Origin of the sequence: Streptomyces spororaveus (assembly GCF_016755875.1) — a bacterium.
Classification (GTDB): Bacteria; Actinomycetota; Actinomycetes; order Streptomycetales; family Streptomycetaceae; genus Streptomyces; species Streptomyces spororaveus.
Map to the genome: position 1 here is coordinate 6,745,325 of NZ_BNED01000005.1, position 14,033 is coordinate 6,759,357.

Here is a 14,033-nt window from a genome sequence, read left to right on the forward strand (position 1 = left end):
GGGGTAGAACTCAAGAGATGACCACCACCCTGCGGCCGTCCGGGCCGCTCCAGCACACGGCGGACGGCGCGCGCTCGCGCCCGTACGAGATCCGGGTCAACAGCAGGCGGGTCGGCGCCCTGCTGATCGCGTCCGACACCGCCTTCGGGCCGACGGTCGGCGAGATCCGCGACCTGGACGTCGAACAGGGCGACCGGCGGCGGGGCCGGGCCACGGTGGCCGCGCTCGCCGCCGAGGAAGTGCTGCGCGGCTGGGGCTGCCGCCGGGTCCGCGTCTCGGTCCCGGCGGACTCGGAGGCGGGCCTGTGCATGGCCGAGGCCCTCGGATACACCGAGTACAGCCGGAACATGGCCAAGGACCTGCCGGCCGAGCCGCCCGCCCTCCCCGAGGGGGTGCGGGGCCGGCCCATGACGGACGCCGAGTACGAGGGCTGGTACGCCCGGGCCGTCGAGTCCTACGCCGCGAACTGGAGCAGCCGCGGCATGTCCGCCGAGGCCGCCCGTGCCAAGTCGGTGGCCGACCACGAGAGCCAGCTGCCCCGGGGCCTGGCCACCCCGGGAGCCGACTTCGTCGTCCTGGAGGTCGCCGGGGTGCCCGTCGGACACGTATGGCTCGCGCCGCGCGGGCCGGGCTCGTACGTCTACGACATCGAGGTCCGGGCGGAGCACCGGGGCCAAGGCCACGGCCGCCACCTGATGGAGCTCGCCGAAGGTGCCGCCCTCGCCGCCGGCCACCGCCTGCTGGCGCTCCAGGTCTTCACCGACAACACCCCGGCCCTGAGGCTCTACCTCTCCCTCGGCTACCGGCCCACCGACCACAACTACGCGAAGGACCTGATCTAGAGGGAGTCTCCGGCGTCCGCCAGCAGACGGTCGGCGATCTCCTCGATGCGGGCGCGCAGGCCGTCCTGGCTCTTGCCGCCGTCCAGGCGCTGCCCGTCGATCACGTACGTCGGGGTGCCGCTCACGCCGATCGCCTTGCCCTCGGCCTGGTCGGCGTCGACGATCAGGATGTGCCGCCCGTCGATCAGGGCGGTGTCGAACTCCTCGACGTCGAGACCCAGTTCACGCGCCACGTCCAGCAGGACCGGCTCGCCGCGCTCGGCCAGCTCCGCGGTGCGCGCCAGCACGGCCTCCGCGTAGGGCCAGCCCTGGCCCTGCTCGACGGCCTCCTCGGCGGCCTGCGCCGCGGCGAAGGAGTGCTTGTGCTTCTCCAGAGGGAAGTGGCGCAGCCGGATGTCCAGCCGGTCGCCGTAGCGGGCCCGCAGGGCGCGTACGTCGTCCAGGGCGCGGTGGCAGTCCGGGCACTGCAGTTCGCACCAGACGTCGAGGATCACGGAATCGGTCATACGGACAGTCTCCCAGCCCCCGCCCGCCGCACCGACCGGGACCCGGGGAGGAGGCGCGACCCGGAGATGTCCCGGAGATCCGTCCGGCGGGGGCCCCGGACCTGGCCGCCGCGGCGGCGGCCGGTGCAGGATGGATAGGGACAGATCGCCGAGCCGTCGAGAGTCCGGAGGACCGCATGCTTGCCGAGACCATTTGCTCCGCGGTGTCAGTGGCGGGCCTGGGCATCGCCGCGGTCACCGCCTACCGCAAGCGCTTCCTGGCCGCCACGCGGATCGCCGCGTACGCGCTCGTGCCGGTCGCCCTGGTGATGACGGGGTTCGTGGAGTGGGTGTCCGGGATGGTCTTCGACCCGACCGTCTGGGCCGGCTTCGGGCTCCTGGGGCTGTCGTGGCTGCTCTTCATGACCACCCGCGCCGTCGAGCGCCGCGGCCTCCCCGCCTCCGGTGAGCCCCAAAAGCCCGCGAAGAAGGTCAAGGGGAGCCCGGCCGCCGGGGCCGTCGCCCCGGCCGCCTCCGCGCCGTCCCTGGGCACCGCCCGGTCCGGCTCGCAGACGCAGCCGGCCGCCCCCGCGGAGGACTTCTCCGACATCGAGGCCATCCTCAAGAAGCACGGGATCTGAGCACGGAACGAGGCCCGGACCGGGCCTCGTCCACAAGATCGAGCGAACTCCCGCGCGGATGCTGGCGTGTTGAGGGCCGGTCGGTGGTGCGCTGCGCCATCATCGGCCCGACATGTTCGACACATCGCACAGTGACCCGCCGGTACCCGCCCCTGGAGTGGAGGAGCCGCGAGGCTGTCTCTTCGCGCTCTCCCAGCCACCCCTGATGATCTTCCTAGCGGTGATCGGCATCCTGCTGCTGCTCGCCGCCGTGCACGATCTGTTCCTGCTCTGACGCCTCCGCGTCGGCCTCCTTGCGCCGCGCCCGGTACGCCGCCACGTGCAGCCGGTTCCCGCAGGTCCGGCTGTCGCAGTAGCGCCGGGAGCGGTTGCGGGAGAGGTCGACGAAGGCCCGTCGGCAGTCCGGGGCCTCGCAGCGGCGCAGCCGTTCCTGCTCGCCGGAGACCACGATGAAGGCCAGCGCCATGCCGCCGTCGGCCGCCAGGTGGTCGCCCACCGACGCGCCCGGGGCGAAGTAGTGCACGTGCCAGTCGTAGCCGTCGTGGTCGGTCAGCTGCGGAGTGGTGCCGGCCGTGGCCACGAGCTCGTTGATCAGTATGGAAGCCGCGCGCGGGTTCGGGGAGGCGAAGACCTGGGCGAACTTTCCCCGCACGGTCCGGACGCCCGCCAGGTCGCGGGCGCTGAGCTCGCCCACGTCGCTGATCGCGTACTCCTGGACGAATCCGCGCAGCTCGCCGATGTCCGAGAGTCCGTCGGGCTGGTCGGCCTCGGCCGCGGTGTTCACCAGCGCGACGACGACGTCGAGCGCGCGACGGGTGTCGTGGGGGATCTGCACGGGGTCTCCCTCAGGGGCCGGGCCTGCGACGGCGGGAGCCGCCGCCACTGCCGCCCGACAATAGCGGGTTCCGTGGAGCACACCGGCGCCGTCCTCGCGGGTGGCTTCCGCGGGAACAGCGCCGGCACTGCCGTATGTGGTTGTCCGACCCGCACCGTCGCCCCGAGTCGGACGGTGTCGAGCGGCTGTAGGCCTGGCTCAGCTTTCGGCCAGGATGTGGGAGAGCTCCTTGTCGAGGTCGAAGTGCCGGTGCTCGGTCCCGGGTGGAACCGCGGCGTCCGTCCGCTTGAGGAACGACTCGAGTGCTCGGGCGGGTGCTTCGAGCAGTGCTTCTCCCTCCGGTGAGCTCAGGGCGATGCAGACGACGCCCTGACCGTGGCTGCGGGACGGCCAGACGCGGACGTCGCCGGTACCGGTGGGCCGGTGGAGGCCCTCCGCGAGGAGGTCGCGGGCGAATACCCATTCGACCGTCTCCTCGGCGCCGGTGTGGAAGGTGGCGTGCACGGCGTAGGGGTCGGCCGTGTCATACCGCAGGCCCGCGGGAACAGGCAGTGAGGACTCGCTCGACACAACGAGGCGCAGGTGCAGCTCGCAGCTGACCGTGGTGTTCATAAGCGCCAGGGCCTTTCGCTCAGTGTGCGCTCGGGGATTCGCACGTCGGCGAAATCGACATGCCACCTACGGTGCCGTTGTAAACCCCTCTGACCGTTTTGCGGACCTCTGGGTCCCTCGGACGGCGGATCCAAACCCGCATTCCCGTGTGCATCGAGCTCCGGTAGATTCGGACCCATGAATACGGGGAGTGACCGCGGAACCCACGGGTCCGCCGCTGATGACGCCGCCACGGAAGCCGCCGCCGGATCGACCGCGGAAGCCGCCACCGAGGCCGCCGAGGAGACGCCGCACGTGTCGAAGGCCCCGGCCTTCATCAAGCGGAACAGGAGCCTGCACCTGAGCTGGCAGGTCGGCGTCTTCATCGTCGGCCTCGCGGTGATCGGCGCCGGCATCGCCATGCTCGTCCTGCCCGGCCCCGGCTGGGTCGCGATCTTCGCGGGCCTGGCGATCTGGGCCACCGAGTTCGCCTGGGCCCACCTCGTGCTGCGCTGGACCAAGCGGAAAGTCACCGAGGCCGCACAGAAGGCGCTCGACCCCAAGGTCCGCCGCCGCAACATCATCCTGACCAGCGCGGGCCTCGTCATCGCGGGCGCGCTGATCGGTTTCTACCTGTGGAAGTACGGGCTCGTCATGCCGTGGAGCCTCAAGGACCAGTGATGGTCAAGGAGCACCGCTGACATGCGGTAATGTTTGCGGTGCGTCCGGGCGATTAGCTCAGTGGGAGAGCACTTCGTTCACACCGAAGGGGTCACTGGTTCGAACCCAGTATCGCCCACCCGGACCAGAGGCCCGGAGACTTTCACAGTCTCCGGGCCTCTGGCGTTCGCGGCGTCCCGCCTACCGCAGCCGGCCGATCGCGGCCCGCAGCCGGCGGGCGTCGCGCAGGCGCCGCTCGTACGTCGCGCCCACCGCCAGCAGCAGCAGACCGGCCAGGGCCGGCGGCACCCAGCGCGGGAGCGCACCCGCGACCTGCACCACGTACGGCGCCAGCTCGTGCACCGCGACCGCCGCCAGCACGGCGCCGCCGAGCAGGAGCGGGGCCTGGAGCCGCCGCCGGGCACCCAGCAGGGTCACCGCCAGCGCGGCCGCCCCCAGCAGCAACGGACGCGTCCAGCCCGTGTCCCCCCAGGCCGCCAGCAGGCTCGGCACCAGCGTCGCCGCCAGGCCCGGGCCGTACGCCGTCCAGGACGAGGCCAGCGGGTCCCGGCGCCGCCGCAGCAGCCCCACCGCGAGGGCGGGCACCGTCACCGGCAGCGTGTAGGCCTCCGGCGTGCTCACCCCGGCCTCGGCCAGCCGCACCCACGTCGCCGCCACCAGCAGCGCCCCGGCCGCCCAGCCCAGCGCCCGCCGCTCCGGCCGCACCGCCGCGCCCGCGCACACCACCCCGGCCAGGGCGAGGACCAGCGCCAGCGTCCCGGGCCGGCCCGCCGACAGCCCGACCGCCAGCAGACCCGCCGCACCCGCCGCGATCTCGACGGGCAGCCGGACCGCGCCCAGCCGCGGCCCGAGGGCCGCCACCGCCGCCGGGACCGCGAGCACCGGCAGCGACCACCAGACCACCGCCAGGTCCGACACCGCTCCCGCCGCCACCAGGACGCCCGTGGCGTACCCGACCGCGCACGCGGCCGCCCCGGCCCGGACCGGACGCGGGGCGGCGGCCCCGTACGCCGCCCCCGCCGCGCAGCCCGCGCCCAGCAACCCCCAGACCGCGAAGGTCGCCGTCCGGCCGTCCAGCGCGCCCAGGGACACGTTCGCGGCGCCCGTCAGCGCGCACACGGCGGCCGCGATCCGGGCCCCGCGCGCCGGGGAGCGCAGGGCCAGGACACCCGCCGCGCCCGTCACCGCGAGCTGCGCGGCGAACACCGCCGCCACCGGGAACCCGAGCAGCACCGGAGCCGTGAACAGCCCCGCCCAGGCCAGGACCACCGCCACCACCACCGGCTCGGGCCGGGACAGCGCCCGCGCCGACCACCAGGCCGCCCCGGCCGCGATCAGCAGGATCAGCGCGGCCGCGGCCCCCGGCCCGTGCGGGTCCCGGTCCGGGGTCGTCGCCGCCCACACCTCCGCCAGCACCCGGAGCCGGGCCGCCAGGGCCGTGGCCGCCGCCGCACCCGCCGACAGGGCCGCCAGGGACGCCACCGCGGCCCCGGCCAGGGCCGACCCGCGCCGGACCGCCGCCGGGAGCGCGGGAACCCGTACCGCCGCCAGCAGCGGCAGCGCCAGCAGCAGGTGCACCAGCACCGTCCAGGCCGGGTCCAGGACCGGCCTGGCCACCCCGCCCAGGCCGGCCACCGCCGCCAGGGCGCCCACCAGCGCCGCGGCCGAGGCGCGCGGCTCCCGCCAGGCCGCCGCGATCCCGAGGGCCCCTCCCGCCAGCAGCAGCGCCGCCGGGGCCAGGGCCTGCGGCGCCGACCCGGCCGACCACGACTGGGCCAGGCCGATCAGCAGCGCCCCCGCGCCCGTCACGGCCGCCGGGACCGCCGCCGCCCGGACCCGCAGGGCGAGCGCCGCGTCCAGTACCGCCGTCGCCAGCAGCGCCCAGCCGAGCGCCGCCGGGCCCGGCCGCGCGGCCAGCGCCGCCAGCGGCAGCGCGAACTGCGCCGCCAGCAGCGCCGCGGGCAGCGGGAGCCGCAGCTCGCGCAGTCCCGAGCCGTAGCCGGCCCACGCGGTCGCCAGCACGGCGGCCGCTCCCGCCGCGTAACCGGTGCCGTTCATGTCCGGCATGCCGACCGCGTACAGCGCGTACGCGTCGAGCACCGTCAGCAGCAGGCCGACCGCCGCGACCGACTCCGCCGTCGACCGCAGCCCGCGGCGCAGCAGGAGCACGGGCGTGCCCAGCGCCGCCGCCGTCACCGCGGCGAGCACCGCAGAGCGCCCGGCGATCCCCATGGACCCCCAGCTGACCAGCGTGAACGCGAGCGCGGCCACCGCCAGCAGCACCGCGCCCAGGGTGAGCAGCACGTTCTGCGCGCTCGGGGCGGAGGCGTCCTTCGCCGGTCCCGCTGCGGGTGCCGGCACTGCGGCCCCCCAGCGGACGGGGGCGGGACCGGACCCGGGCTGGAGCAGCAGCCGCAGCAGCCAGTCCCGGCGGCTCAGCAAATACATCCGCCGGGCGTCGAGTTGAGCCAGCTCGCGGTCGATGAGCGCCAGCTCTTCGGCGGGCGGCAGGGGCGTGTTCATATCCGGAGTGTGGCGGCGGTCACGCAGTCAGGACATGGGCGTGCGTACTCAGATGTGTCCTGAGTAGGTACCCGACGTGGAGCCCGGGGGGCCCGCCGGCGGAAGCGGTTTGAACCAGCCCCGAGCCTTCTGTATTGTTCAGTGCGTTCCCGGGCGATTAGCTCAGCGGGAGAGCACTTCGTTCACACCGAAGGGGTCACTGGTTCGATCCCAGTATCGCCCACCGGGACAGGCCGGTCCGTCACTGACGGACCGGCCTTCCGCATGTTCGGGCACCGTCCCAGGGCTCCTACGCGGCCGTCGACAGGTCCGGCCGCAGCGGCCAGTGCGGATCCACCGGCTCCGGCGTCCCCTGACGCGCGAACCACGCCTGCAGACCGCGCGCCTGCGCCGCGTGCCACACCGCCTGCAGCGTGTGCAGCTCGGCCGGAGTCAGCCGCTCCAGCCGGGCCGCGAACCGCCGCCCCACCGCCCGGACGAGCTCCAGCGAGGCCATCGCGTCCGCCGCCGCGTCGTGCGCGCCCTCCAGCTCGATCCCGTAGTGGGCGCACAGGTCCGTCAGCGTCCGGCGGCCCTTGCGGTAGCGGTCCAGGTGCTTGTCCAGCACCCGCGGGTCCAGCACCGTCAGCGGCCGGTTGTCCAGGTAGCGCGACAGCGACGACGCCCGGTGCCGGCGCAACTCCCGGTCCAGCAGCGTCAGATCGAACGGCGCGTTCATCACCACCACCGGCCGCCCCGCCACCTGCTGCTCCCCGAGCGCCCGGGCTATCTCCTCCACCACCGGCGCCGGCCAGCGCCCGTGACGCTGCAGGTGCTCGTCGGTCAGCCCGTGCACTTCCGTGGCGCCCGGGGGCACCGGAATCCCGGGATTGACCAGCCAGCGCGTGGTGCGGACCCGGCCGCCCGCACACTCCTGGACGATGAGCGCGGCGGACACGATCCGGTCCTGCTCGACGTCCACCCCGGTGGTCTCCGTGTCGAATGCGGCCAGCGGGCCCTCGTACCAGCGTGTCATGGCGAACTCCTCGTCCCCGAGCGGCGGGTGGAGCTTCCTGAACACACCAGCCCCGCCGCATCGGTGATACCCGTGCTGTTTGCCCCGTACGCCGTTTGCGGGCAGTCGGGTACGGAGACAACTTCCCTGGGGGGCCGTACGTATGAGCGGTCGTCACCCAGCCCGCTCGCGGCAGAGCCCGCAAGGCACGGGGGAGCCGGCCATGGCGCTCACACAGCCTGAACCGGGCGGGGTGCTGCAGGAGGGGACAGGTCCGCGGACCGGGGCCCTGCGCGGCACGCTCGCCACCACCGCCTGCATGGAGACCCTCCAGGTGGGATACCTTCACGCCGTGGCGGCCGCCGCCGGGTGCTCCCTCTCCCAGCCCTTCCCCGACAACGGCATCGACTGGCACGTCTCCCACGGAGCGCCCGAACACGTCGTCGACGACGAGGTGACCATCAAGGTGCAGCTGAAGGCGACCTACCAGATACCGCCGCGGCCGGCCGGGGCCACCTTCGGCTTCACCCTCGACAACGAGCACCTGGTGAAGCTGGCCCGGACCCCCGTCGCCGTCCACAAGATCCTCGTCGTGATGCTCGTACCGAGGGAGCGCGACCAGTGGCTCGCCGCCGGACACGACCGGCTCGACCTGAGGCACTGCTGCTACTGGACCAACCTCGCCGGGCACCCCGTGACCGGCCGGCGCCGCACCACCGTACGGATCCCGACCACGCGGATCTTCGACGACCGTGCGCTGTGCGAGATCATGACCCGGGTCGGGTCGGGAGGGACACCCTGATGAACCTGCACTCACCGCACCTCGAACCGCTCCCGTCCCCGCAGTACACCCCGGGCGGCCCCGATCCCGCGCAGGTCGACCCGCAGGTGCTCGGGGCGCTGCTGCACCGGCACGGCTGGCTGCGGCGCGGCGGCGCGGCCGGCCGGTACGGCCGCTGGACCCCGCCCGGCCGCTCGGGCACCAGCCTGCTCGTCCCGGAGAGCCGTACCTTCCCCGACTGCGCGGACCTCATGGAGGAGGCGCTCGCCGCCCTCGCGCACGGCGGACTGCCCTCGGCGCGCGAGGTGCTCCTCGGGCTGAGCGTGCCCAGCGACGAGATCCGCTGGGAGCGGGAGATACCGGAGGGGCCCTACGGCTACCAGGGCGAGGCCTCCTGGCACGTGCAGGAACAGCTGCGCTCGGCCGCCCGCCGGCTCCTGCTCGCGGGGGCCCTCGCCGACCGGGCCCGGGCCGGGTACTACGGGGCCCGGCACCAGGCGCAGGCCGAACGCACCCTGGACGGGGTACTGGTGGGGCCCTCCCCGGGCGGGCGCCGGCTGACCGCGTACGTCCCGGTGGACGGCGGCCGGGGAACGGTGACCCGGCTGCACCACGCCCTGCACGCGGCCCGCGAGGCGGTGGACTACCAGCGGGCCACCGGCGGGATGGAGGCCTTCGACGCGGCGGTCGCCGCCGGGGTCAGCCGGGAACTCGCCGAGGCGCTCATCGCCCTGGTCCGCGGCTCGGAGGGAGCCCGGATCGCCCTGGCCTGGGCACCGGCGGCCGGGGTCCCGGCGGGCTGCGCGGCCCGCCCCGAGCCGGTGGAGTTCTCCCCGGGCGACCTGCCCGTGCTGCGGGAGGCCGCCGCCCGCTACACCCGCGCGGAACCCGCCGTACCGGTCCGGCTCGCCGGGGCCGTCGTGCGGATGCGGCGCAAGGCCGCCGGGGGAGGGGGGACCGTACGGCTGCGGGTGCTGGCCGGGGCGGAGGTCCCGTACGTCCGGGCGGCCCTCGACGAGGAGGCGTACCGCATCGCGGGCCACGCCCACCTGGTGGGCCTGCCGGTCCGGGTCACGGGCCGGCTGCAACGGCGCGGCGGCTTCCGGCGGTTGTCCGACGCGGCGGACGTGACGCCGGTCCCGATGGACGAGGTCGAACGGGACCGGCTGATGAAGTCCCTGGACGCGGCCTTCGACCCGGAGGACGTCCTGCCGTCGGACGACTAGGCGGCCCTCAGGGGGAGCGGAAGGCGGTGGCGCGGACGGTGTCGCCGCACAGGGCGAACTGGCCGCCGTCGGTGGGGGCCACCTGGAATCCGGTGCGCGCCACGCCCACCACGAGCGAGGGCGCGACGGTCGGATCGGCGCCGGAGGCGCAGTAGCCGTCCGCCTCGCCGAGGACCGGGGTGAAGGTCAGGAGCGTCGAGGCGGTCCCGAACCGGGCCAGCACCACCGGCCGGGCCTCGCCCCGGGGGAGGACGCGCAGCGGCTTGTTGCTGTCCGGGGAGCCCTGGCCCGCGAGGGCGACCGTCGGGAAGCCGCGCAGCGTACAGGCCGGGCCGTTGTTGACCACGGTGAACCGCACGTGGGTGGAGTCCGTGCGCACCGCGCCGCCGGTGTCCGAGAGCTGGTCCCCGGTGCACGCGGCGGCGGGCGCCGCCACCGCCGGGCCGCCGACGAGCGTCCCGCCCGCCAGCAGGGCCGTCGCGGCGCCCAGGGCAGCCGCCTTCCTGGTCACTCTCATGGGTGTCACCTCATGCCAGGTCGGAAGATCCCCTTCCACCTTCCCACGGGGTGCTTTCGGCGGCCCGGCGGAAGGAGGCCATGGTCAGCCCCGGAACGGGGGAGAAGTCCGGCCCGCGGGTGAAGCCCATGCGTCGGTACAGGGTCACCGCGGGGGCATTGGCCGCTCCCGTGGTGACCTCGACCGGGCGGTCCGGGAACAGTTCCGTCAGGGCGTGGCGCAGCAGCAGCGAGGCGACACCCCGCCGGAACCGGGCCGGGTCCACGCAGAGCCGGTCGATGGAGACCGCACCGTCGGGCGCGGGTGCCCACGCGAGGAAGCCGGCCAGTGCTCCGTTCCCGGAGGAGGCGCCGACCCAGCGGAGGTCGGTCTGCCGCATCTCGGCGAGGCTCTCGCCCAGGGCCGGGATGCCGTCGAAGCCGATCCGCTCCGCCTCCACGGCGTACGCGGACCGCCCGATCCGGTGCACGGCCGCCGCGACGGCGTCGTCGCTCAGGTCCAGCGTGTGTAGGTGCGGCATGCGGGCCACGCTACCCGCGGCCCGCGCCGACGGGCCCGCCGACCGGGGCCGGCCCGGCCCGGGCGGTAACCGTTTAGCGGCGCGGCCACTCCGCTCGGTACGATTCAGGCGCGCGGCGTTCGCCCGCGCACCCCCTGAGTCAGGAGAGACCGGTGTCAGACGTCCGTGTGATCATCCAACGCGATTCCGAGCGGGACGAGCGCGTGGTGGCCACGGGCACTACGGCGGCGGAGCTCTTCGCCGGCGAGCGCACCATCGTCGCCGCGCGTGTCGCGGGCGAGCTCAAGGACCTCGCGTACGAGGTGAAGGACGGCGAGACCGTCGAACCGGTGGAGATCTCCTCCGAGGACGGCCTCAACATCCTGCGCCACTCGACCGCGCACGTCATGGCGCAGGCCGTGCAGGAGCTCTTCCCCGAGGCCAAGCTGGGCATCGGCCCGCCGGTCCAGAACGGCTTCTACTACGACTTCGACGTCGCCCGCCCCTTCACCCCCGATGACCTCAAGGCCATCGAGAAGAAGATGCAGGAGATCCAGAAGCGCGGCCAGAGGTTCTCCCGCCGCGTGGTCACCGACGAGGCGGCCCGCGAGGAGCTCGCCGACGAGCCGTACAAGCTGGAGCTCATCGGCATCAAGGGTTCCGCGTCCACCGACGACGGCGCGAACGTCGAGGTGGGCGGCGGCGAGCTGACCATCTACGACAACCTGGACGCGAAGACCGGCGACCTGTGCTGGAAGGACCTCTGCCGAGGCCCCCACCTGCCCACCACCCGGAACATCCCCGCGTTCAAGCTCATGCGCAACGCCGCCGCCTACTGGCGCGGCAGCGAGAAGAACCCGATGCTCCAGCGCATCTACGGCACCGCGTGGCCGTCCAAGGAGGAGCTGAAGGCCCACCTCGACTTCCTCGCCGAGGCCGAGAAGCGCGACCACCGCAAGCTCGGCAACGAGCTGGACCTCTTCTCCATCCCGGACGAGATCGGCTCCGGCCTCGCCGTCTTCCACCCGCGCGGCGGCATCATCCGCCGGGTCATGGAGGACTACTCGCGCAAGCGGCACGAGGAGGAGGGCTACGAGTTCGTCTACTCCCCGCACGCCACCAAGGGCGCCCTCTTCGAGAAGAGCGGCCACCTGGACTGGTACGCGGAGGGCATGTACCCCCCCATGCAGCTCGACGGTGGTACCGACTACTACCTCAAGCCCATGAACTGCCCGATGCACAACCTGATCTTCGACGCGCGCGGCCGCTCCTACCGCGAACTGCCACTGCGCCTCTTCGAGTTCGGCACCGTGTACCGGTACGAGAAGTCGGGTGTCGTCCACGGTCTGACCCGCGCCCGCGGCTTCACCCAGGACGACGCGCACATCTACTGCACCCGTGAGCAGATGGCCGAGGAGCTCGACACGACCCTCACCTTCGTGCTCAACCTGCTGCGCGACTACGGCCTGACCGACTTCTACCTGGAGCTGTCCACCAAGGACCCGGAGAAGTTCGTCGGCTCGGACGAGGCCTGGGAGGAGGCGACCGCCGTCCTCGCGCAGGTCGCCGAGAAGCAGGGTCTCCCGCTGGTCCCGGACCCGGGCGGCGCCGCCTTCTACGGTCCGAAGATCTCGGTGCAGTGCAAGGACGCCATCGGCCGCACCTGGCAGATGTCGACCGTGCAGCTGGACTTCAACCTGCCGGAGCGCTTCAACCTGGAGTACACCGCGCCCGACGGCTCCCGCCAGCGGCCGGTCATGATCCACCGCGCGCTGTTCGGTTCGATCGAGCGGTTCTTCGCCGTGCTGCTGGAGCACTACGCGGGCGCCATGCCCCCGTGGCTGGCCCCGGTCCAGGCCGTCGGCATCCCGATCGGCGACGGGCACGTCGAGTACCTGCAGGAATTCGCCGCGGCGGCGAAGAAGCAGGGCCTGCGGGTCGAGGTGGACGCCTCCTCCGACCGGATGCAGAAGAAGATCCGCAACCACCAGAAGCTCAAGGTCCCGTTCATGATCATCGTCGGTGACGAGGACATGGCCGCGGGCACCGTCTCCTTCCGCTACCGCGACGGTTCGCAGGAGAACGGCATCGCCAAGGACGAGGCGCTGGCCAAGCTCGCCAAGGTCGTCGCGGACCGCGTCCAGGTCTGATCCGGCCGACCCGGCCCGGCACGCGGGGCACACGAAGGCCCCCGGAAAGTGATCACTTTCCGGGGGCCTTCCTCGTACGCGAAGCCAAGGTCATATGCTTGCCGCCATGACGACTCAGCCGGAGCAGCAGATCGGTGTGGGCACGCAGGACGCGTTCCAGCGACTGTGGACGCCCCACCGGATGGCGTACATCCAGGGGGAGAACAAGCCCACCGGCCCGGAGGCCGGGGACGGCTGTCCCTTCTGCGGGATTCCGGAGATGTCCGACCAGGACGGCCTGGTCGTTGCGCGGGGCCGGCACGTGTACGCCGTGCTGAACCTCTACCCGTACAACGGCGGCCACCTGATGGTCGTCCCGTACCGGCACGTCGCCGACTACACCGAGCTGGACGGGCCGGAGACGGCCGAGCTCGCCGACCTCACCAAGCGGGCGATGGTCGCGCTGCGCAAGGCCTCGGGCGCGCACGGATTCAACATCGGCATGAACCAGGGCGCCGCCGCAGGCGCCGGCATCGCCGCGCACCTGCACCAGCACATCGTGCCCCGCTGGGGCGGGGACACGAACTTCATGCCGGTCGTGGGCCACACCAAGGTGCTGCCGCAACTCCTGGCGGACACCCGCCAGATGCTCGCCGACGCCTGGCCTGTCGACTAGGCCGTCTCTTTCGGATCTTGTCGGATGAGCCCGGGTCGTCCGGTGCGGTGCATCGCAAGGCGGAGGGGCGCTCGTGTACTGGACGTACTCGGGTGCCCCGACAACGCGGCGAGGTGCCGTGCCGGGCGGGCCGGGCCCGGCAAGATCCGGAAGAGACGGCCTAGGCGTGGCGTCAGGCCCGGTCCGGGCGGTCCCGGCGCCAGGCCCGTACCTCGGCCTCGACGTCGAACTCCGTCAGGCCCAGGGGCGGGCCCGGCGGGGGCCTGCGCAGGGCCGCCGCGATCTTCTCGTTGATCTCCGTGAGGACGTCCCGCACCTGACGCTCCGAGCGGGCCGCCCGGACCTTCTCCACGGCGTCCTCGGCCTCCTTGCGCAGCGCGAGCGCCGGGGGCAGGACGGCGAAGCCCTCGCGGTGCAGCTTGTCCTTGATCCACCACTGCTCGTCGTAGGGCGCGTCCAGCGAGGCCAGCGGCTTGCCGTAGCCGGGCAGGCTCGTGAAGTCGCCCCGTTCGGCGGCCTGTCGGATCTGCCGGTCCACGAAGGACTCGAAGCTGACACCCGGCGGCTTGCGCTCGGTCATGGTCCCTCCTCGGTCCCTCCTCGGCCGTCCCTC

General features: G+C 73.4%; 15 protein-coding genes and 2 tRNA genes. 9 read left to right on the forward strand and 8 right to left on the reverse strand.

Features of this window, described 5'->3' with window-relative positions; genetic code table 11:
- Positions 1–17 precede the first annotated feature (17 nt).
- Positions 18–842: a GNAT family N-acetyltransferase gene (locus tag Sspor_RS33025; protein ID WP_202202363.1), complete on the forward strand. Its 825-nt coding sequence runs from the start codon at positions 18–20 to the stop codon at positions 840–842.
- On the opposite strand, the gene Sspor_RS33030 is transcribed toward Sspor_RS33025, so the two are convergent.
- On the reverse strand, positions 839–1,348 hold the full coding sequence (locus tag Sspor_RS33030; RefSeq protein ID WP_202202364.1) for a DsbA family protein: 510 nt from the start codon (positions 1,346–1,348) through the stop codon (positions 839–841). The genes Sspor_RS33025 and Sspor_RS33030 overlap by 4 nt on opposite strands.
- Before the next feature lie 176 nt (positions 1,349–1,524).
- On the opposite strand from Sspor_RS33030, the gene Sspor_RS33035 reads away from it, so the two are divergent.
- Positions 1,525–1,968 carry a hypothetical protein gene (locus tag Sspor_RS33035; RefSeq protein WP_202202365.1) on the forward strand — a complete coding sequence of 148 codons (444 nt, stop codon included), beginning with the start codon at positions 1,525–1,527 and terminating at the stop codon, positions 1,966–1,968.
- Between the two features lie 214 nt (positions 1,969–2,182).
- Here the strand turns inward: Sspor_RS33035 and Sspor_RS33040 are convergent, their stop codons facing one another.
- Both Sspor_RS33040 and Sspor_RS33045 read right to left on the reverse strand, forming a co-directional pair.
- The gene (locus Sspor_RS33040; RefSeq protein ID WP_202202366.1) at positions 2,183–2,803 is read right to left on the reverse strand and encodes a CGNR zinc finger domain-containing protein; all 621 of its coding nucleotides are present in this window, start codon (positions 2,801–2,803) and stop codon (positions 2,183–2,185) included.
- Positions 2,804–3,001: 198 nt separating this feature from the next.
- The gene (locus tag Sspor_RS33045) at positions 3,002–3,415 is read right to left on the reverse strand and encodes an SsgA family sporulation/cell division regulator (protein ID WP_030011909.1); all 414 of its coding nucleotides are present in this window, start codon (positions 3,413–3,415) and stop codon (positions 3,002–3,004) included.
- 177 nt (positions 3,416–3,592) lie between these two features.
- Between Sspor_RS33045 and Sspor_RS33050 the strand changes: the two genes are divergently transcribed.
- Both Sspor_RS33050 and Sspor_RS33055 read left to right on the forward strand, forming a co-directional pair.
- Entirely contained in the window at positions 3,593–4,075 is a 483-nt protein-coding gene (locus Sspor_RS33050; RefSeq protein WP_202202367.1) for a TIGR02611 family protein, read from the forward strand.
- Between the two features lie 46 nt (positions 4,076–4,121).
- Positions 4,122–4,193, forward strand: a tRNA-Val gene (locus Sspor_RS33055).
- Between the two features lie 62 nt (positions 4,194–4,255).
- Here the strand turns inward: Sspor_RS33055 and Sspor_RS33060 are convergent.
- Positions 4,256–6,598, reverse strand: a complete 2,343-nt coding sequence (locus Sspor_RS33060) for an SCO7613 C-terminal domain-containing membrane protein (RefSeq protein WP_202202368.1) — start codon at positions 6,596–6,598, stop codon at positions 4,256–4,258.
- A gap of 151 nt (positions 6,599–6,749) precedes the next feature.
- On the opposite strand from Sspor_RS33060, the gene Sspor_RS33065 reads away from it, so the two are divergent.
- A tRNA-Val gene (locus Sspor_RS33065) sits at positions 6,750–6,821 on the forward strand.
- Between the two features lie 66 nt (positions 6,822–6,887).
- On the opposite strand, the gene Sspor_RS33070 is transcribed toward Sspor_RS33065, so the two are convergent.
- On the reverse strand, positions 6,888–7,613 hold the full coding sequence (locus Sspor_RS33070; protein WP_150256619.1) for a 3'-5' exonuclease: 726 nt from the start codon (positions 7,611–7,613) through the stop codon (positions 6,888–6,890).
- A gap of 202 nt (positions 7,614–7,815) precedes the next feature.
- On the opposite strand from Sspor_RS33070, the gene Sspor_RS33075 reads away from it, so the two are divergent.
- Positions 7,816–8,394, forward strand: a complete 579-nt coding sequence (locus tag Sspor_RS33075) for a DUF4365 domain-containing protein (RefSeq protein WP_202202369.1) — start codon at positions 7,816–7,818, stop codon at positions 8,392–8,394.
- Complete coding sequence (locus Sspor_RS33080) at positions 8,394–9,599, forward strand: hypothetical protein (protein ID WP_237404130.1); 1,206 nt, start codon at positions 8,394–8,396, stop codon at positions 9,597–9,599. Before Sspor_RS33075 ends, Sspor_RS33080 begins: the two co-directional genes overlap by 1 nt.
- Before the next feature lie 7 nt (positions 9,600–9,606).
- Here Sspor_RS33080 and Sspor_RS33085 read toward each other — a convergent pair whose 3' ends face one another.
- Positions 9,607–10,116 (reverse strand): DUF4232 domain-containing protein, encoded by a 510-nt coding sequence (locus Sspor_RS33085; RefSeq protein WP_202202370.1) that lies wholly within the window; start codon positions 10,114–10,116, stop codon positions 9,607–9,609.
- Positions 10,117–10,126: 10 nt separating this feature from the next.
- Entirely contained in the window at positions 10,127–10,636 is a 510-nt protein-coding gene (locus Sspor_RS33090) for a GNAT family N-acetyltransferase (protein ID WP_202202371.1), read from the reverse strand.
- 152 nt (positions 10,637–10,788) lie between these two features.
- Here Sspor_RS33090 and thrS point away from each other — a divergent pair, with 152 nt between their 5' ends.
- Together thrS and Sspor_RS33100 are read left to right on the forward strand one after the other, a co-directional pair.
- On the forward strand, positions 10,789–12,765 hold the full coding sequence (thrS, locus tag Sspor_RS33095) for a threonine--tRNA ligase (protein WP_202202372.1): 1,977 nt from the start codon (positions 10,789–10,791) through the stop codon (positions 12,763–12,765).
- Between the two features lie 94 nt (positions 12,766–12,859).
- Positions 12,860–13,420: an HIT family protein gene (locus Sspor_RS33100; protein ID WP_030387176.1), complete on the forward strand. Its 561-nt coding sequence runs from the start codon at positions 12,860–12,862 to the stop codon at positions 13,418–13,420.
- 172 nt (positions 13,421–13,592) lie between these two features.
- Here Sspor_RS33100 and Sspor_RS33105 read toward each other — a convergent pair whose 3' ends face one another.
- Positions 13,593–14,000, reverse strand: a complete 408-nt coding sequence (locus tag Sspor_RS33105; RefSeq protein ID WP_202202373.1) for a DnaJ family domain-containing protein — start codon at positions 13,998–14,000, stop codon at positions 13,593–13,595.
- Positions 14,001–14,033 lie beyond the last annotated feature (33 nt).